Below are 19,402 nucleotides of genomic sequence, written 5' to 3'. Positions count from 1 at the left end.
CTCATCCCTCCTGATCCGGCAAACAGGTCTTGATCGTCAAGGTAAACGTTGTCCCGTATTCCGAATCACTGCTAAACGTAATGCCGCATTGACGTCCGTACAGCATCTGAATGCGGGACTGCACATTGCTTAAACCTATGGAGGAGGAAGCACCTCTTGGTGCCCCGCCATCCTCCTGGCTGGCGTCCTGCAAAAGACCGTTCAGCCACTCCTGCCGCTCGGCATCAATGGGAAGACCATTGTTCCATATTTTGACCTGCACCTCGTCCTCTCCGCCGGAAATAGCTTCCAGACGGACGATACCCCCTTCCAGGCTGCGGCTGATGCCATGATTCACACTGTTCTCCACCAGCGGCTGAAACAGCAGCTTCGGGATCGGCACCTGCTCCAGACCGGGCTCCAGATAGATGGAATAATCCAGGCGGTGGTCAAAGCGGATCTTCTGAATGGCCAGGTACAGTCGAATCTGCTCGAACTCGGCATCCAGGCTTGAAATATCGTCCCCGCTGATGTTATAGCGAAACATCTTGGCGAGCGACCTGCTAATAAAGGAAACCCGGTCATCTCCCTGCAGGGAGGCAATGCTGTCAATGACACCCAAGGTGTTGTACAAAAAATGAGGGTTGATCTGGGATTGCAGCGATTTGATCTCCGCATTCTTTTTCACAATTTCAGCCTCGTACACCTTGCTGATCAAGCGATTAATTTCCCGGGTCATCCGGTTAAAGGAAGCGCTTAAATATCCAACCTCATCCTCGGTACGAACCGGAAGCACCACGGAGTAATTTCCCTTCTCGATGGATTTCATTCCCTTGCTGAGCAGCTTGAGCGGATTAATCGTGCGAGAGGATATGAATCCCGCCAGCAGCATAGAGATGAGCAGCGTAAAGGCCCCGATCCAGATCGTCCTCGTCGTAAAATCATCAATGGACAGCGTCAGCTGCCGGGACGGAATTTCCGAGACGACCGCCCAGCCCGTCTGGCCCAGATTCTCAAAGACAATCAGCTGGCCGCCGGAGTCCTGCTCTCTGAAATAGTGTCCCTTCAGCTGGCCTTGCTGCAGCGCGATTTCCTCCGCCGGCAAAATCACTGCACCGCGCTCCTTCATCTCCCGCGAATAGACAATGGTCCCCTGCTGCTTATCCACGAGATACGTGCGGCTGCCTACGGACGACTCACTCTCACTGAGCCACTGCGCAAGCGCTTCTGGAGATAGCGTAAACACCATCACCCCGATGACCCGGCCCGGGGAAGTTAAGGAAATGTTGCGGATCGCCTGCACATAGGACAGCGTATAGCCCGGCGGCTCCCCCGACGTATTCGGATTATACATATCCGTAGGCAGCCACAGCCCTTTGCCTTCCGCCTCCATCGCGGCGTCAGTCAGACGCTGCATCTCATTCTGGGCAATGGTCGTGGATACCAGTCCACCCACCCGGAGAGAGAAGCCATCCTGCTGCAGGATCACGACATTGGTCACAATGGGATGATTGTACACAAAGTTGGAGATTTTGCCGCGATACGAGCTTTGCCCTTCCGGATCGGTCCCCATACCCATCACAAACTGATGAAAGTCAAAATCCCCGAAATAGTTCCAGGCAAAGCTTTTGACGTTCGTCAGATTGGCATTCAGCGTCGAAGCGGCCTGCTGTGTCATGCGAACCTGATGATCTACGGCCTGAGTCCTCAAGTCCTCTGCGGTCCGGAAGTAGAAATCAAAAACGAGCACGAATACGATACACAGGACAATAAGCAGGTAAGACAGTAAAATTTTGCGATAAAGCGATTTGCCGATATAACGGCTCACCGAAGACATGAAGCCTCGCACATCCCTGCCCCCTTCCTGTCGATCTGTCCGATGGTGCCCGTTGCGAAGCACTTTATAATGTCCATTGTAAAGGCTGAAGTAGAAACGGAAAAGAGCACCTTTTTCCAGAGGAGCCAAGTGCTTCAGTCAGGCGCTAAACACTTAGCTTCGCTGGTGAAATGAGATGCCGTTGAAGAGGATAATGTCTTGAATATAAGGCGTGTCCAGGAAGGGGAGGTATAAATATCTTCACGAATATCTATAAAAATCACAAGCTTTATGCCAAGCAGCAAAGCCCGCTGCTCAAAAGCCCAGGCTGCGCATGATGTATTCTCCTACGGCCTTGTCCACCATCTCCTGAAAGGAATCGAACGGCGTCACCGCCCTTGCATGCTGATCCAGCGCTGTTTGCGGCAGAGCCTCAAAGTCCTCATCCTTCTCGACGACAAACCTTCCATCCTCGAAAAAGGCTTCAATAGAAGCAAACCGTGTATGCCGGCCCATGAAGTCCGGATTCAGAATTTGCTCAATCGGCACACTCCGGTTGCTTTCGAGCTCTTTCGCTCTTTGCTCCAGCTGCTCTGCATCCGGGGCTTGCATCTGCTGCAGGCTCTTTTGTATGCTGTTCATCTCGAAATCCATCTTCACCGCTCCAATCCAATTGTATTCAATTCACCAGTGGCGAATGCTCAAACGACCAATGTCTACCATTTTATCATAGTTTCCCAGGCCTGGCATTCCTCCGCCTCTCTCCCCTCCTTTTTCAAAAAAATCCTTGAGGAATCAGGTGTTTATGTGAAGAAGGGTGACGGGATTCAGCCCGTAAGTAGGTATATTTTACTGCCAGCTCCCTTAAACATGTGGTCAAACCTCGCATAATCTTTTATGATAGACATATAGATTTACTAACTAACTCTTAACCCCAATCCGAGGAGTGAATGTTTTTGGAAAAGATAGGTAGAAATGATGCCTGTCACTGCGGCAGCGGCAAAAAATATAAAAAATGCTGTATGGAGAAAGATCGCCGTTCAGGTGGACCCCGGCGTCATGTCGAACCTTCACAGGAAGAGAAGCTGGCCATGCTCAACGCTCCTTCCAGCCTGGATGAGCTAACAGCCCGGATCGGTCAGATGAAGTGGGACCAGAATTCCTATCGGGAGCTGGCTGAAGAATTGTTCCCTCAGCTGTTCCACGATTACGAATATAATGAGCCGGAGAAGCTGTTCTATCTCTATAACGCGTTGATCATCTGGAACGGCTTTTGCCGCAAGGAAGCTCCGAAGTTCCGCAAAGCGGGCGGCTTCAAGGCCGCGCTGGACCAGCTGTGCACGAAGGCGCTCGATATCCCGGCAACGCAGAATGAGCTCGCAGCCAAGCATGATGTAGCGGCCACAACGCTTGCCAAATGCTCAACTCAGCTGCAGCAATTCATGGGACAGCTTGGACAAGCGGGTTAACATACATGCTTCCATATCAAAGTGAAGGGTGGTGCTCCTAATGAGCTTCAGAGTAAAGAAGCAATGGCTCCTTGCCCGGCTGTATGAGCCGGATCTCGTCATTGTGGATTGTCGATTTGCACTGGGGAAGGCCGATGCTGGCCAGCATGCTTACGAGGAGTCCCATATTCCACGGGCCGTTTATCTGGACCTGGAAAGGAATTTGTCTGCTCCGGTGACAGACCACGGCGGCAGACACCCTCTGCCAGATGCGGAGCACATGGCGAAGGTATTCGGCCAGGCCGGAATAAGCCGTGACAGCCGCGTCGTCATTTACGATGACCAGAACGGCATGGTCGCAAGCCGCCTCTGGTGGATGCTGCGATTCACAGGTCATCAACAGACCTATGTGCTGGAGGAAGGCTTTACCGCCTGGAGTCAGGCCGGGTACCCGGTCACGGCCGATCTGCCGGTCGTCATACCGGCGACCTATGACGTGGAGCTTCAGGGCGAGATGGTGGCTGACGTGGAGCATGTCCGTAAGGCCTCCTTCACCGGCAGCGCCACCCTGATCGACTCCCGCGAGCCGAGCCGTTATCTCGGCCTGGAAGAGCCCATTGATGCAGCAGCCGGCCACATTCCCGGAGCCGTCAACTACTTCTGGAAAGACCTGCTCACGCAGCAGGGCTCCTGGAAGAGCCCGGAGGAGTGGTCCAACCACTTCCAGGAGCTCCCGAAGGACCAGGAGCTTATCATCTACTGCGGCTCCGGCGTCTCCGCCTGCCCCAACGTCCTGGCCCTCCTGGAATCCGGCTTCACCCACGTGAAGCTGTATCCGGGAAGCTGGAGCGATTGGATTTCGTATAGGGAGAATCCTGTTGCGGTGGGGGACGAGTAAAACCGATAAGATAGAGAATAGTGTATGACTCGAAGTACATTGCCCAAGTGGCGATGTACTTCTTTGTGCTGGGCTCAGAGGCTCTTGAGCCAACACGGAGTCAACTCTCGCGCTCTGTAAACGTTTGCGCGCTGTCTTCGGACCGTAAAAAATACGAACAAGGCCAAAAAACATGACATTTACACCTTCACAGTAGGATTTGGTGAAAGTATTTTAGCAGATGAGGATAACTTGAGTGTAAGTTGGTTCTTTGAATTCGTATTATTAAATATAATAACCCATTCATCGTTTACACTAATTATTTTCTTTATGATTTCGTCAGAATACGATTGATTTTGATGCTGTTGGAAATACAAACTAATATCCTGAGCAATTTTACTGGATAGGTTATTCATATTACCCTGGTGATTCTTGGCGACTATGCTCTCTATCTGGAGCAATTCAGCATAGGCTTTGGATATATTTAGAAAGCTATTACTCAATTGGCTAGAATTAAATTCCGTTAAGCTTTTATTCTTTTCTATCGACACGAGCAAGTCACTGTTATTTTTCAATTCTTCCTGAACTAAAATAGTTATACTGTCTGAACGGTTTAAGAAGTATTGATTGTAGTCCTTAATATCCCCTTTCAAGTTAACAATCAGATAAATACAGTAAAACAGTAAGATCCCTAAAATTATGGCTAAGCAGGACGCAGTATACTTAACCCATTGTAAGTTACTTTTCATCACCAGATCACCCCAGCTTTAAGATTAAGACTAAAGCGTAGCTGTATACATCATCGATAAAGACAGAAACCGGAACTAAGTTTTAGTGTTACCTTCGTTCCGGTTCAACAATAAATTATAATACAGCGTTAGATTTGTAATCGATTATCGGTCCAAAATCAGTTTTGGAATCCTTTGGAGTCGGCTACCTCTCTATAGAAGGGAGGGATGCTCATGGAGGTTAAGGATGCACTGACATTGATGATTAGTTTTGGTGCGCTCATTGTAGCGCTGCTTACGCTGGTCGTCGCCATTGTCACTGCATTGAACCAAAAGAAATAGACCGCCCCCCTGCAAGGTAGCGGTCTATTACTGATCGTTTCACCGAAGCCGACCGCCTTTGAAGCGGTCTATCGTTCCAAGGAGTCGTGTTCGCGCACGGCTCCTTCTTTAGTTTTATTATAACGACCTCTGTTTATACGTGCAATAAGGAGATGGGAAATTGGGTCCCCCATATAGAAAATGAACAAGAAGACATAAAATTTATACAAGAAGTAACGAACGTATTCCTTATAATTCATAATTGTAAGCGCTTTAATACAAGGGGATTAGGAGGGTTGCATTCACGGATTGGGTAACCGCACCACATTATTTTACTCAGAAAGGGAAGTGATGTCATGTTTAATCTTCAACGCGCTTTACCCCCATTACGAAAGTCTGTACTCTATGCAGTGATGCTCTCGCTCACCTTGTTTACCGCTCCAACGGTCTCTCAGGCCGCATCGGTCACATGCAGTACGGCATCATGCCTCACCTCAGCCCTTGCGAATGCACAGCCTGGCGATGTGATCACTCTTGCTGCAGGGGTTACGTTTACAGGTAACTTCGTCGCCGCGAAGAACGGCACAGCCTCTGCCAAAATCACCATTAAAGGCGCAAGCTCCACCAACAAACCCATTATTAACGGTGGCACGACCTCCAGCGGCTATGCGCTGTATATTACCGGAGATCATTACGATATCCGCAACGTGAAGGTGACCAATGCCAAAAAAGGCATCATGCTCGATCATGCCAACCACACATGGATAGAATATGTGGATGTGTACAGCATTGGCGAGGAAGGCGTGCATTACCGGGACGGCAGCTCTAATAATACCATTAAGAATTCGACTGTATCCGATACCGGAAAGCTGAACCCTGAGTATGGCGAAGGCGTTTATGTCGGTTCGGACGTTGGTAAGTGGGGCAGCTACATTAAAGAGACGAATAACAACAGGATTTCATCCGTTACTTTCGGTCCTAATGTCCGGGCCGAGCATGTTGATATCAAGGAAGGCTCTTCTGGAACTACGGTTGAGAACTGTACTTTTAACGGGACAGGCATCGCCGGTGCCAATTATGCAGACAGCTTTATTGATGTAAAGGGCAATAATGATGTTATCAAAAATAACGTCGGCTACCGAAACGGCAACAGCAAGATTGTAGACGCCTTCCAGGTGCACGAGCGCGTCAGCGGATGGGGACAAAATGCGAGCTTCACCGGGAACACCTTGTATCTGGATAATGCTACGCCTTACGTGGTCAATGCTGACACCGGCGCTACGGCAACAGCTTCAAACAATACCCGCAGCCCTTCCGGCAACATGTATAAGGGAAGCGTCAACTAATCCCCTCCCTCTCTTCTGCAAGAAATTGCCGTTGAGGGGGTTTTTTAATGATTTTGCTGTGTGGGCTGAGGCTCAAACGAGATCCGGATGCTGAATCACACCGATATATTCATAGGAGGTTACCCTCCCGGATATCCCTTTGCCTAATGATCTCAATTTACCTTTATCCACCAGCAATTTGCAATATTTGATCACGGTGGTGGTGTGCAGCTCCAATCCCTCGCGGCAACGTACGGACGAAGCACCCGGTCGTGACGAATGGCTGCTCGCATGAGATCGCGCTCTATTTTGGAATACATCCGTTGCTCTGGCAATGCTTTGGCGGGCTGCCAAGCAAACAGGTAGGGAAACAAAATCGCTCGAAGGGTTGTCTGCAAAAACGATGCATCTTCCTTTAACTGATCCAGCGAGACATAAAGCACCGTGCAGTCTTGAGATTGAAGAAACAGTCCACGATTTAAATCCATTCGATATTTTGTACGATCCGTGCCGTGTGAGCCGTAGTCCATGACCTCTATAGCAATTCGCGAGCCGCCAATTTCCCATAACAGATCTACATAATAGGACCTGCCGCGCCAGTCCCGAACCTCATACTCGGGATGAAGTCCGTCAAAATGCCCCGCAAGCGGCCACCAAACTCGTTCGACAAACAGACGATTCCCGTAGCCATGCCCTCTTTTTAGGGCGTCTAGCCGCTCCCCCTTTCTACGTTTGAGATGATCGTTCAACCACTCATCATGCTCCGCCTCATATCCCACACTTCATCCCTCGCTTTATTGGTTATGCCCATAAACATGTAAAAAGCCCCGCCCTTTCTCTCTCTCGAGAAAAAAGACGGGGCATGCTTTGCCTCGTTGTATCTATGCTCTCAGCATCCATCACACATGAATTAACATTAGCGTATTTAGAGCTTAATACAACTGAGCCAACTTGTAAATGGGTATTATTTTTTTGAATCCGCGACGTGGTGTCTGTGGCTCCATCGAGCTCGGTTTTTCGCGTTCGTTCGGCGCGGGGGCGGCCTACGGGCGCATCCAATTCGGTTTTTCGCGTTCGTTTGGCGCGGGGGCGGCCTGCGGGCGCAACGAGCTCGGTTTTTCGCGTTCGTTGGGCGCGTGCGCGGCTTGCGGCTGCAACGAGCTCGGTTTTTCGCGTTCGTTTGGCGCGTGCGCGGCCTGTGGCTGCAACGAGCTCGGTTTTTCGCGTTCGTTTGCTCCGCATCCGCCCACAGCGTCGATTACAACACACCAAAAACCGGCACCTGGAAAGCTCCAAGTACCGGTTACATAGGTTAGCGCTGTAAGACTCTAGTGACCATGGTGGCAAATTCGGCTCTAGTAATTGCTTTTGCAGGGCGGAAGGTGCCGTCTGTGTAGCCTGTTACAATGTTGTTGGCAGAAAGTGCATGAATGTAACCAGCTGACCAGGAGTCGGCTTGAACGTCCGGGAAGGACGTCGAACTATTACCGCCAAGCTGGAAGGCTCTAACTACCAACGCCGCCATTTCTGCACGGTTCAATTGATCATTCGGACGGAATGTGCCGTCTGTATACCCCGTCATCAGGCCAGCTTGCTGAGCTGCACCGATATAACCGGCGGCCCAGTGAGTGCTCGGTACGTCTTTGAAGCTGCCCCCTTGCTGATTCAGTCCCAGCTCCATAACCAACACTTTTAATGCTTCGGCACGGGTAATGCTGAGGTTGGGCCGGAAAGTTTCATCCGGATAGCCGGAGATCAGCCCTCTTTGGATCAGGAACTGAATGCTGCTGTTTGCCCAGTGTCCCTGTGTGTCTGCAAAAGTTTTCAGCTCCGGTGTCGGCGTAACCGGCACTTCTGGTTCTCCTCCTGGTAATTCCGGAGTTGTCGGAGTCTCCGTACCGCCTCCATTTGCAGGTGGTGTAGTTGGTGACGGTGTAGTTGGTGCTTCACCGCCACTACCGTTTCCTGGTGGCGTGGTTGGCGTTTCACCTCCGCCATTTCCTGGTGTTGTCGTTGGCGGCACGTAGCTCAAAGCAGGGGCAAACGTGGTTACACTTTGAGCCATGCTTTGCTGCTCCAGCGCATATCCCATAGCGAGTACATTGGCATCATCCCATGCTTTACCAACCAGCTGCATGGAGATGGAGTATCCATTAGGACTTGTGCCTACAGGAACTACTACCGTCGGCAGACCGACACTGGATGTCAGCACTCCGGTTCCTCGGTCGGCACTCAACTGCGCCGTTTGAGCATCATTGTTATACATATCGCTAATAAAACCGGCGTAAACCACACTGTCTACCTCATATTCGTCCATCCAGCCTGCGATAATAGTTTTGTAATTCGTTCTGTAATCAATATAATCCTGTACTTGAGTCTCTGTCATTCGTGATCTTTCTTGATAGGTTCTTTGGTTATACAGCAGTACTTTTTCGGAAGCGAGCAGCTCATCCCCTGAAGCATAAGGGAAGTTGGCATGAGGCTCTAGGTACCTTGCCCAGCCTTCTGCACCTGCATTGCCCGGAGGTCTTTGTCCTCCTCCAGGTGGGGTGGCCATTTCAACCATAATAGCTCCTGCATCTTCCAAATGCTTGAATTGATCCATGATTGCCTGACCTGTGCCATCATCTGCAAAAGAAGAGTTAAACGATGATGGAATATAGCCAATTCGTTTCCCTTGAAGGGCATTGATATTCAGGGCTGCAGTCCAGTCTGCCGGTCTTTTGGCATCTGCTTCTACAGTCAGTATATCTGAGGGATCCGTGCCTGTTGTAGCATTAAGCAAATAAGCAAGATCTGTAACTGTACGGGCCATCGGGCCTGCATAATCCTGTCCCCAGGTCAGCGGCATCACGCCACTCACGCTTGCCATTCCATCTGTCCCGCGGAATGTGGTCAGGCTTGCTCCAACCGTAGGCGCGTACAAGGAAACGCCAGTTTGTGTGCCCATCGCAGCGGCTGCAAAACCTGCTCCAACAGCTACTGCAGAACCACCGCTAGAGCCGAATGAGGTTTTGGAAGGATAAAGTGCATTCCAGGTTTGCATCCAGCCGCTTTCACTAAAGCTGCCACTATTTGCAAATTCAGATGTATTCGTCTTACCAATGATTACAGCTCCCGCTTCTCTCAGCTTTTGAACCTGATAGGCATCAGAGCTTGGCTGCCAGCCTTCCAGTGCTCTGGACCCGCCGGTAGTCGGCATATCCTTCGTGTCATAAATGTCCTTGACCGCAATCGGTATGCCTAGCAGTCCTCCCCGCTGACCCCCACGGCGAGCCTGATCTGCTTCAATGGCCTGCTGAATTGCCGTTTCCGACACATGGAGGAAGGAATGGAAGCCGAGCTGACCCATATCATAAGCCGCAATGCGGTCCAGATATGCACGAGTTATAGCCTCCGAGGTGGTGACGCCAAGTTCCATGTCTCGCTGCATTTGAACAATGCTTTTGTTGAACACATCGTAGTTGGAGGTTGTCACCAGCGGTGCTGAGGCCGGCGCGGCAGGAATGTTCAGTCGTGTAGGCGCTGCACAGGCTGATGCATCAAACTGGTCCAAGCTCGACAGGTCCCAGTTACTGATGGTACATACCTCTTCAGCGGTCAACTCAGTCAGATCCGGATTCATCACCAGTTGATTCAGTGAATCCGCAGCTTGAGTTAACCCGTCTGTTCCCGTCTCCCCTGCCACGACAAATCGTGCAAGCGACTGAGTCTCGCCGGGCTCGATCGTCAAGCTGTGGATGAAGCCATAGAAGTTGGAATCATTGCCGTATGTGGCTAAAGAAACCGTAAATGGATCCTGCTGCTGATTCCCCGTCCCCTGCAGTGCTCCTGCAAACGGAGCGGCGGATCCCAGCACTACGCCAATCGGTCGATCAGATGACCTGGAATTTGCAATTAACGCCCATGCATCGTCGGATTGGATGGAAGCATCTCCACTGGAAGTCATTTTTACCGCGCCTTGGTAGTCGCCCGTTCCATAACCCAGCGAGCCCCCGAACGAGACATCAACGGTTACCGGAGAGCTTGTTGTATTCGTAAAAGTATCAAAATAACGCACACGGTTGTTTGCACTGTTGAAGAAAATATCACGTGTAATATGTACATCCCCCAGATTTACCGCTTGAGTTGTTGCAAATTCATCCTCACCGTCATATACCAGCCCAAAGCCTCTCATCATTTGACCATTCATCCGAGGCTCCGGTGAAGTCGAAACCTGAACAAAAATATTGCCGAAGCCCTGAATTGGCGTATTGACCGCTCTGCGAATACTGCCTGTGTCGAGGTTAGGTGCGTAGGAATCGTGAACCTCCCACTCTGTACCGCTCGTTGATGTAACCTTAGTTAACGCGTGTACACTGTTGAACGGGACAACTCCTGCAAAAAGCATACTGAGTGCCAGAGTTGCCGCAAAAACCGGCTTCTTGCTCTTGCTTCTCTTCCTCTTTCTGGGGTCTCCCGGATCTTTCGCGGACTGTTTCTTCTCGGACACTGACGTATTCCGGATGTTAATCATGGTGCTCCAACTCCTTCAAGCGGTTTTGAAGTGATTCTATCACCGAAAATTTTCATACGTCAAGTATTTTATTAAATCAATGTTATATTATGTAACATATAAGTATCAGTTATGGGTGATTTCGAAAGAATTAGTAGGGGTTAGTAGATTCGAGGAGCGGATTTAGTAATTTTATAGAGTACGCTAGATAGTAAACATAACATATTGTGTTATTATCGTGTTATTTATTAGGTTTGGTCATGATACGCCAAATCGGTGCATCGAGTTCGGTTTTTCGCGTTCATATAACTTTAGACGGCTCATCCAGCATCACCCATTCGTCCCCGGGGCTTCGGCTCAGCCCGTACGGATACAACTGACCACCATACACGCCTTTCGAATCATACAAAACGCCACCCTGCGAGGTCATTACCAGCAGCCTGCCTTTTACCGAGGCCTGGCTATCGAGCCATGCCTCAATATGCCGGTGGTCAAACTTCACGCTGATGCCCCCTGCCTGCTTCAATGTCCATGGATCCCGAAGCTCCCGTGAGTACACATAGACATCCTCTTCCCGGTTAAAGCTCCAGCCCTGCGGATTACGCTGCTGATGACTGATCCGCGATTGACCGGAAGCGTTTTCATTCATAAGCTCCTGATTCGTGCGGCTGAAGTGCATGACGAAGTGGTTCACGCTGCTGGATATGGACACCTCGCGGATACCATGATCCTGCTCCAGGTAATTTTTGAGCAAAGTTGTAAAGGAACGGAGCCGCTGCTCGCCGTTCTTGTAATAGAGATCGAGCCGGTAATTTAAATAATTCTCGTATTCGTTGTTCAGGAAATAGATCAATTCATCACTTAGCGTCGCATCTCCGTAAATCTGCTGAAACATACCAAGGACGCCTTCGTACTGACGGGTCAGATACACGCTGAGCACTTGTGCCGATTTCAGGTTGGCCTCCGTATGCTCCTGTAAAATACGCTGGGTCTGATACTGATACACCAGCACTGCCGCCACCCCGAACAGCACGATCATTACAGTAGAGTACAGCACGACGATTTTGTTAAACATCTTCCTCTTTAAATGATTGGAATAAAAACGGCGAAGCTTCCAGATGATGACCACACCCTGTCTTTAGCTCATGCTTTTGGCACTCAGTGTACCACCATCGCGGCCGAAGTAGCAACGCTGCAATGGGCCCAATTGAATGAGGATGACTCTTCCCGTCTTCTCCATGTCGAATTCCCTCATCCCGGCACGATTCATGCCGGCAAGCAAGGGAGAGCGTAATTTTTTTCATTTTTTTTGAGAAGGACTTCCATTTGGCAGAATATAACCGCTTACATCCTTAGAAGTACTAGGGAGTTTGCGGTTTTCATCCATTTGTATTGTAAGCGCTTTATATAGCTTGTTTTCTTGTGTTATGATTTGTCACACGGTTGACCCTTTTCTTTGTCCTATGTTACGGTTTTAGTAGTTGCACGGAGCGTTTTCATCACTTTTACATGATTTTTCACATCGAATACGTCACCTAATCTAACAGAGACAAATGAGTACGAGGGAACAAACAGATACGAAATTTGAACAGGAGGGTTATCGGATGATTAAAGCGATGATTTTTGACTTTGACGGAACGATTATTGATACGGAGACAGCGTGGTACAGCGCATTCCGCGATGCCTACCAGAAGCACGGTGTGGAGCTGACATTGGAAATGTATTCCCAATGCATCGGCACCAGCCTTAAGACCTTTAATCCTTACGAATATTTAATGACGGAGCTGAACCTGCCGCTCGACAAGGAGGCTTTCCGCGAAGCCATTCAGCTGAAGCATGCTGCCCTGATGAATCAGGAGCAGGTACGTCCCGGCATTCTTCATTATTTAGAGCAGGCCAAGGAGCAGGGACTGAAAATCGGACTCGCGACAAGCTCGACCCGCTCTTGGGTAGAGCAGCATCTGGAGCAGCTGGGCTTGCTTGACTATTTCGAGGTGATTCGCACGGCAGACGATGTCGCTAATGTAAAGCCGGATCCTGAGCTGTATACACAAGCTCTTGAAGGCTTGGGTGTGACTGCCGATGAAGCTGTGGCTATTGAGGATTCACCCAATGGAGCCCGAGCAGCAGCAGCGGCCGGCATACATTGTGTCGTCATCCCGAACACGATTACCGGTACACTGGAGTTTGATATGCCGCACCAGCGCCTTTCTTGCCTGACTGAGCTGGAATTCAACGATTTACTAACCAAGCCGCTCGCTAACACCGTATAAATGACATTGACATCCAACAGATCTGATCATTCAAGGGGGAATTCATAGATGAAAGCCGTACACTTTGGTGCGGGCAATATCGGCCGCGGGTTTATCGGCCATATGTTGTCCGCCTCGGATTATGAGGTTTGTTTTGTCGCCAGAAATCAGAAACAGATTGCCCTGCTGCAGAAGCGGCAGGAGTACCCGATCACGCTGGCCAACGACGAGCAGGATACTACACTGGTCAGCAATGTTACCGCGATTAGCATTCATGAAGAAGAGCAAGTTGCTGCCGAGATCGCTTCGGCCGCAATCATTACAACCGCTGTGGGCGTCAATGCCCTGAAGGATATCGCCCGTTCCATAGCGCAAGGCATCTCACTGAGGCTGCAGCAGAAAGTGTCTCAGCCCCTGCACATTGTCGCCTGTGAGAATGCGATCGCCGGAAGCACCCGGCTGAAGAAGCATGTGTATCCACTATTAAGTGAAGCGGAACGCCAGCAAGCCGATACATGTATCTCTTTTCCTAACGCTGCTGTTGACCGGATTGTCCCGCTGCAGAAGCATCAGGACCCGCTGCAGGTAACGGTTGAGCCCTTCTTTGAATGGGTTATTCACCGTCCTGCCCTGCTGGAGGGCTTCCAGGAGATCAAGGGCGTGCATTATGTGGACTCGCTGGAGCCCTACATCGAGCGCAAAATGTTTACCGTGAACACTGGGCATTGCTGCGCCGCGTATCTGGGCTCTCTTCAGGGCTTCACCACGATCCGCCAGGCCATGAAAGATCCCCACCTTGTGTCACAGGTCCGCCAGGTGATGAACGAAACCGGACAGCTGATTACGACCAAGCACGGCTTCAACGCAAAGCAGCATCAGCAATATATAGATGCCATTCTGGCGCGTTTCGCCAATCCGCATCTCAGTGATAAGGTGACTCGCGTCGGACGTTCACCGCTGCGCAAGCTCTCACCGAACGATCGTCTCGTTCGACCTCTTCTGCAGGCCTATGATGCCGGTATTGAAACACCAGGACTTCAAGCTGCGATTGCAGCAGCCCTGATGTTCCATGACCCTGCCGATAAGGAAGCGGTAGCGCTGCAGCAGCGGATTGCAGAGCATGGCGTCTCGAAGGTGATCCATGAGCATATGGGTATCCATCCGGATCACCCTGTGCACAAGCAGCTGCTTGCTGCCTACGAGGAGCTGAAATCGCACACGGCGGACGAGATCATCGCAACGTAAGCCCAGGCGGCTCAGCGCTTCAGAAATCGGTAGCCGATCCCCCTTACCGTTTCAATGTATCGGACTTCGCTCTCTTCAATTCTGCGGCGAAGATGATGAATATGCACCATCACGGTTCGGTGATCGCTGCCGCTTTCAAGCCCCCAGATGGAATCGAACAGCTGCTCGACACTGAACACCCTTCCGGGATGAGCCGCCAGCTGCAGCAGAAGCTGCAGCTCTTTCGTCGGCAGATTCAATACCTCCCCCTGCAGCCGCACCTCCCAGCGTTCGAAGAAAATCTGCAGGCGTCCATCACTCCATACTTTTTCAGTTGGCTCTGTATTCCCTTGCGGAATGCCGGGCCTTCTTAATCTTGCCCTCACTCTCGCTACCATAACATCCGGATCAAACGGTTTAGTAATATAGTCCTCACTCAGCTCCAGCCCTTCAACAATATCCTCGGTCTCGTTACGGCTGCTTAGAAATATTACTGGAATGTCTCTGCTGCTCTTCCACTCCCTGACCCATTCCGTCCCATTGCCATCTGGCAGCATAATATCGCAAATGATGAGATGAAAGCTTGAAGATTGCAGCCAAATGGATGCTTCGGTAAGTGTGGATGCGATCCTGGTGCTGAATTGCTGATTGCGTAAGTAAATAGACACCAGGTCGGATATGTCCGCATCATCCTCCACAATGAGGATCTGCTTCTGTTCCACATAGCTCATTATTTACTGTGTACCTCCCCTTGTTGTGCAAGCTTCAATGGCAGCTCCAAGCAAAAAGCACTGCCTTTTCCCGGATCGCTCCTGACCTTGATTTCTCCATGATGGTAATGAACAATCTCTCTGCAGATCGCCAGCCCCAATCCGGAGCCTTGAGCTTTGGATGAAGGCTGTCTCGCCTGGGCGAACCGTTCAAAAATGTGCTGATGAAGCTCCGGCTCAATTCCGATCCCGGTATCCTCTACAGTCACCAGCGCCGCAGGCCTGTTTCCTTCGATGCCACCCAGCACAAGACGCAGTGTAATACAGCCCCCCGGCTCGGTAAACCTGAGTGCATTGGAAATCAGATTGGACAGCACCTGCTCCAGGCGGAGCGGATCACCCGAAAGAACCCAGGGCAGCGCAGGCTCTGCCGGAACGAGGATAACGCATTGAATGCCTTTGTCTTCGATCTCCCACTCATACTTCTGAAACAGCTCCTTGAAAAAAACAACGGGGGCAAGCTCCTCCATCTGGAACGTGATCTGATTTGTCTCCAGCTTGCTCAGCTCGATGAGATCATGGATCATCCGCTCCATTAGAATAGAGCGCTCATAAATCCGGTTGGCATATTTAGGCGCATCAGCCGTTATGATTCCATCCCGCAGCGCCTTGGCAAAGCCCTTGATCGACGTAATCGGAGTGCCAAGCTCATGCGAGATGTTGGACAGCAGCCGGACGCGGAATTTCTCCAAATCTGCCATCTTGTGATTGGCCTCTTGAAGACTGGCATTACTCTGCTGCAGAGAATACGTCCTCTCTGCCACCGTCCGCTCCAGGGAACGGTTACTTTGCCAAAGCTGTTCGGCCAGCTGCTCCTTCTCCGCAATCGCCCGGGAGAATCGCGCGGATAAATTCAACGCCTGCGTGATCAGAAAGCCTAGCAGACCGATGGACAGCAGATCATCGGTTGCCAGCAGGCCGGTGTAAAACAGCATGTCATTGAGTGCAAATAGCGTAAAGAACAGAAATCCGAGCGCCGTCGTGAGTGAGCCTCTTCTGCGCCTCAAGGCAGAGAGGATATAAACAAACAGCGTGTACATCAGAACCGGAAACAGCAGCCCCCAAATAAACAGCGACAAATAGTGGGTGTAGATCCGGGCAGGGGTCAGCAGAAAGAACAGGATAAAGCCGGCAAGCACAATCCCCGCTGTACGAGGCGCCCAGGACACTGACTCCTGCGGATACTCCCGGTTCACGAAGAAAACAAGCGTGAGCGCGACCATTGAAATCGAGATGTACTCCGCCTTGACCGCCCACTCCCAAGACAGTCCCGGCAGAAAGTAGAGTGCTGTGGATTCGCCCAATACGATGGTCCGGATACCCACGGATAGACAGAGACCGCCAAACAGGAGCACAGAAACCTCTTTTCTCCGGTTAAAATACACAAAGAAATAATACATTGACATCATGAAAAAAATCCCGATCACAAAAATTTGGGCCGCCACCCGGGACGTCCGCAGCCTGGAGATCGACTCCGAGGTACCAAGCTCCATTCCCTGCCAGATTCCGCTGTTGCGCTGATGAAAGTTCGCAACCTGAATCACAATATCATTCCAGCCCGTTACAGGTTCGAAATAAATCGTATCGGGATAGCTTTTGGGATGGGTGTCCTCCCGCTCGGTTCCCACCGTTCCGTTGCCGCCCCTCAGCGAGCCATTAATCCAGATCTCATATGCCGAAGCAATGCTCTTCGGGTAAATGCCGAGCGTCTGGCGGGGGGCGGTCCAGGCTTGGGGCAGCAGCACTCGCAGTCGGTATGTAGCATAGCCTTCGTGAGGCAGAGGTTGTCCATTCATGATGTATTCCGTCCACGGCATTGGCACCTGAACCCATAGCGGATCCAGATTGGAAGGCTCATTCGAAGCAAAGTCCGCCGGCTCCAGCAGCTGATCCCAATAAAATTCCCATTCCCCATCCAGCAAAAGAGTCCCTTGACTGCCGGGGTTCCATGCCGACAAGTCGGCATAGCCCTGCTTCGGTGCCGCGATGATCGTTAAAGTGTCCGGGCTTTCGATGTCTTTGAACTTTGGATTTAATTGTGCGGCAAGAATGATAATAGCGCCCAACATTACAGCAGCGAGGCCGTACATGAAAAGCCGCCGTTTGTCCTTTCGCTCGAACTGGACAAGCCTCATAGCAGGTAACCTCCGGTTACAGAAACTAAATTAGTTATATTATATCAGGGACTCTCATCGATGTTGACAGAAAGCATCATTTTTTGCCATTACTTAAACAAAACTTAAACATCCATAGGTATTATGGATTACAGGAAAGCTACAACCGGGAATGAAGAATGAAAAGCTAGGAAAATAGTAGGGGGGTCCATCATGAATGGTTATTTCACGGTCTGCTGTACCGAAAGATCCCAGCACCATTATATCGACTTTTTGCTAAGCCGCTATGAGGATTTGAATTTAAAATATAGCTTCTCCGCAGCCCTGGGCTACCTCGCCAGTCCCCTTCTCATGGCAGGTACAGCCGTGCTGTGCTATGACGAGGAGGATCAGATATGCGGAGCATTCAGTTATATTCACGGAACCGGGGAGCACGATTATCAGGACCGTCATATGATCCAGATTCAAGCCGCCTATTTGGATAAAGCCTATCGTGTCAGCCGCTGGTTTGTGGAGGGCCTCCGGTTTCTGGCGGAGCATCTGCATGATCAGGAGGAAGAGGTAACAGACATTCAATTCTGGGTGCCCGGAGATGTCAGGAGCCAGAGACTGTTCTCCAAGTTTGCGGTCCCATTGAAGGGCGAAGGGGCACCAAGCGGTGATATGGAAGGATACCGGGTTACGGTCGAAGGAATTTTTGACTATCTTTTGGGTACGGCGATCCTCCGGGACAGGAAGCAAGGCTTTACCGTCTAGTGAACTTTCCGCTTCAAGAGAAGAAAGGAGGCGCGAGGCAAGGATGAGAGCTATAGTAAGGCATTGCTCCACGGACCGGGATTATGCAGGTTTAACGCAGTTTTATATCAAGCATACCCGGGATTTTGACAGAAGCTATTCTCTCCAGGACGGGCTATTCCACATCTTAACGACGCTGAATGATTTTCAGTTTATAACCTATCACGATGCTCAGGAGCATCTGATCGGCTTTGTACAGTACCGTACGGAGGAAGAGAAAGGGACTGTGTTTGTGGATGCGGCCATTTTGGAAGAGAAGTATCGCAGTACCAGCGTGTTCTATTACGGACTTCAGGATTTGATCAAGTGCATCCTAGAGAATAACAAGGAAGTAAAGTCTATGTATTTCTTCGCAGCTGCGGACAATCCATATGTAAACCGACTATACCGCAAATTTGCCAGGCTGGTTGATGTGACACAGCGCCGTGGGCGCACAGAAAATGTATATGCTGCAGATCTACAGGGGCTGCTGCATGATTTAAGGTTTTATTGAGGTGAAACCATATCCGTACAGGAAGGGAGGTGAGCAGAATGGTTCCACCAATTTATGGTATGAAAGATGTGAAAAAAGGAAGCGGCTTTGGCCGTATCGTCGATGCAATGAAGCTGAATGAGCAGCTGAGAAACGCCGCGGCATCCACGAAGTAATTTCCTCCCCCGGAGATTATCGAGGTGTCCCGGAGCATGAGAGCATGTAAAAAAGGGCTGTCCTGCTGGATCTGTGATCCGGCGGGACAGTCCTTTTGAGCTGTGCTGCAGGTGAGCGAGTCGTCTGCCTTATAAGCCCAGCGGAACCTTATCCCCGCTGAAGCCGGCGTGCCCGAAACTGCTTGTACTGGAAATAGACGGTGCAGCCGATGCAATATCCCAGCAGCGCAGCCAGCGCTGCCGCTCCTGTCATGCCGGCCAGCACGTTCCCTGCCCAAGTCCAGCCTAACAGAAGGCTCAGTAAGGATAGCCCCAGCAGGCTGACAGCAATCGTATTGTTAAAGCGCTGGAGCTCGGCAGCCTCTGTTCCGGAGCGGCGAACCCGCCCGGACAGAAACGTGCGGGTCAGCCGGATAAACAGATTACCCCGGACACCAAAGATCAGACCTGCCGCCTGAATCGCCAGCAAAGCGGCAATCACCGTTGCAGACTGCGTAACGAGAAAGATGGAAACCATAAGCACAATCCCTGCCTGATTGCTTCTTACATATGGAACGGGAATCTCCTTCATCTATAAACCAACTTTCCGGATTGGAATTAAATTAATTAA

Annotated in this window: 18 protein-coding genes; 9 read left to right on the top strand and 9 right to left on the bottom strand. The window is 50.6% G+C overall.

Annotated elements, in window-relative coordinates; translation table 11 throughout:
• Window position 1: 1 nt before the first annotated feature.
• Window positions 2–1,816, bottom strand: a complete 1,815-nt coding sequence (locus ACH6EH_RS05445; protein ID WP_397331447.1) for a cache domain-containing sensor histidine kinase — start codon at window positions 1,814–1,816, stop codon at window positions 2–4.
• A gap of 294 nt (window positions 1,817–2,110) precedes the next feature.
• Window positions 2,111–2,437 carry a hypothetical protein gene (locus tag ACH6EH_RS05440; RefSeq protein ID WP_397331446.1) on the bottom strand — a complete coding sequence of 109 codons (327 nt, stop codon included), beginning with the start codon at window positions 2,435–2,437 and terminating at the stop codon, window positions 2,111–2,113.
• Between the two features lie 314 nt (window positions 2,438–2,751).
• Between ACH6EH_RS05440 and ACH6EH_RS05435 the strand changes: the two genes are divergently transcribed.
• On the top strand, window positions 2,752–3,264 hold the full coding sequence (locus ACH6EH_RS05435) for an SEC-C metal-binding domain-containing protein (protein ID WP_175415312.1): 513 nt from the start codon (window positions 2,752–2,754) through the stop codon (window positions 3,262–3,264).
• 40 nt (window positions 3,265–3,304) lie between these two features.
• Complete coding sequence (locus tag ACH6EH_RS05430; RefSeq protein ID WP_397331445.1) at window positions 3,305–4,141, top strand: sulfurtransferase; 837 nt, start codon at window positions 3,305–3,307, stop codon at window positions 4,139–4,141.
• A gap of 179 nt (window positions 4,142–4,320) precedes the next feature.
• Here ACH6EH_RS05430 and ACH6EH_RS05425 read toward each other — a convergent pair whose 3' ends face one another.
• Window positions 4,321–4,869, bottom strand: a complete 549-nt coding sequence (locus ACH6EH_RS05425; RefSeq protein WP_397331444.1) for a hypothetical protein — start codon at window positions 4,867–4,869, stop codon at window positions 4,321–4,323.
• A 213-nt stretch (window positions 4,870–5,082) separates the two neighbouring features.
• Between ACH6EH_RS05425 and ACH6EH_RS05420 the strand changes: the two genes are divergently transcribed.
• Complete coding sequence (locus ACH6EH_RS05420; protein WP_138226523.1) at window positions 5,083–5,190, top strand: putative holin-like toxin; 108 nt, start codon at window positions 5,083–5,085, stop codon at window positions 5,188–5,190.
• Between the two features lie 335 nt (window positions 5,191–5,525).
• The gene (locus ACH6EH_RS05415) at window positions 5,526–6,515 is read left to right on the top strand and encodes a right-handed parallel beta-helix repeat-containing protein (RefSeq protein ID WP_397331443.1); all 990 of its coding nucleotides are present in this window, start codon (window positions 5,526–5,528) and stop codon (window positions 6,513–6,515) included.
• A gap of 191 nt (window positions 6,516–6,706) precedes the next feature.
• Here the strand turns inward: ACH6EH_RS05415 and ACH6EH_RS05410 are convergent, their stop codons facing one another.
• The 3 genes from ACH6EH_RS05410 to ACH6EH_RS05400 form a co-directional block, all read right to left on the bottom strand.
• A complete protein-coding gene (locus tag ACH6EH_RS05410) occupies window positions 6,707–7,273 on the bottom strand; it encodes a hypothetical protein (protein ID WP_397331442.1) in 567 nt (188 codons plus the stop codon).
• Between the two features lie 533 nt (window positions 7,274–7,806).
• A complete protein-coding gene (locus tag ACH6EH_RS05405) occupies window positions 7,807–11,010 on the bottom strand; it encodes an amidase family protein (RefSeq protein ID WP_397331441.1) in 3,204 nt (1,067 codons plus the stop codon).
• A gap of 280 nt (window positions 11,011–11,290) precedes the next feature.
• Window positions 11,291–12,064 (bottom strand): hypothetical protein, encoded by a 774-nt coding sequence (locus ACH6EH_RS05400; RefSeq protein WP_397331440.1) that lies wholly within the window; start codon window positions 12,062–12,064, stop codon window positions 11,291–11,293.
• 12 nt (window positions 12,065–12,076) lie between these two features.
• On the opposite strand from ACH6EH_RS05400, the gene ACH6EH_RS05395 reads away from it, so the two are divergent.
• The 3 genes from ACH6EH_RS05395 to ACH6EH_RS05385 all read left to right on the top strand — a co-directional run bounded on the left by ACH6EH_RS05395 (window position 12,077) and on the right by ACH6EH_RS05385 (window position 14,486).
• The gene (locus ACH6EH_RS05395) at window positions 12,077–12,283 is read left to right on the top strand and encodes a hypothetical protein (protein WP_397331439.1); all 207 of its coding nucleotides are present in this window, start codon (window positions 12,077–12,079) and stop codon (window positions 12,281–12,283) included.
• Between the two features lie 310 nt (window positions 12,284–12,593).
• Complete coding sequence (locus ACH6EH_RS05390; protein ID WP_138226534.1) at window positions 12,594–13,262, top strand: HAD family hydrolase; 669 nt, start codon at window positions 12,594–12,596, stop codon at window positions 13,260–13,262.
• A gap of 48 nt (window positions 13,263–13,310) precedes the next feature.
• A complete protein-coding gene (locus ACH6EH_RS05385) occupies window positions 13,311–14,486 on the top strand; it encodes a mannitol-1-phosphate 5-dehydrogenase (RefSeq protein WP_397331438.1) in 1,176 nt (391 codons plus the stop codon).
• A gap of 11 nt (window positions 14,487–14,497) precedes the next feature.
• Here the strand turns inward: ACH6EH_RS05385 and ACH6EH_RS05380 are convergent, their stop codons facing one another.
• Both ACH6EH_RS05380 and ACH6EH_RS05375 read right to left on the bottom strand, forming a co-directional pair.
• Window positions 14,498–15,196 (bottom strand): response regulator transcription factor, encoded by a 699-nt coding sequence (locus ACH6EH_RS05380; protein ID WP_397331437.1) that lies wholly within the window; start codon window positions 15,194–15,196, stop codon window positions 14,498–14,500.
• A complete protein-coding gene (locus ACH6EH_RS05375; protein WP_397331436.1) occupies window positions 15,196–17,370 on the bottom strand; it encodes a sensor histidine kinase in 2,175 nt (724 codons plus the stop codon). Before ACH6EH_RS05375 ends, ACH6EH_RS05380 begins: the two co-directional genes overlap by 1 nt.
• Window positions 17,371–17,562: 192 nt before the next feature.
• Here ACH6EH_RS05375 and ACH6EH_RS05370 point away from each other — a divergent pair, with 192 nt between their 5' ends.
• Both ACH6EH_RS05370 and ACH6EH_RS05365 read left to right on the top strand, forming a co-directional pair.
• On the top strand, window positions 17,563–18,105 hold the full coding sequence (locus tag ACH6EH_RS05370; protein WP_397331435.1) for a hypothetical protein: 543 nt from the start codon (window positions 17,563–17,565) through the stop codon (window positions 18,103–18,105).
• 43 nt (window positions 18,106–18,148) lie between these two features.
• Complete coding sequence (locus ACH6EH_RS05365) at window positions 18,149–18,637, top strand: hypothetical protein (RefSeq protein WP_397331434.1); 489 nt, start codon at window positions 18,149–18,151, stop codon at window positions 18,635–18,637.
• Window positions 18,638–18,940: 303 nt separating this feature from the next.
• Here ACH6EH_RS05365 and ACH6EH_RS05360 read toward each other — a convergent pair whose 3' ends face one another.
• On the bottom strand, window positions 18,941–19,363 hold the full coding sequence (locus ACH6EH_RS05360) for a DUF4395 domain-containing protein (RefSeq protein WP_397331432.1): 423 nt from the start codon (window positions 19,361–19,363) through the stop codon (window positions 18,941–18,943).
• Between the last annotated feature and the right edge of the window lie 39 nt (window positions 19,364–19,402).

The organism is Paenibacillus sp. JSM ZJ436, assembly GCF_044383795.1.
GTDB lineage: Bacteria > Bacillota > Bacilli > Paenibacillales > Paenibacillaceae > Paenibacillus_AQ > Paenibacillus_AQ algicola.
This window is presented reverse-complemented; position numbering and strand designations above follow the sequence as displayed.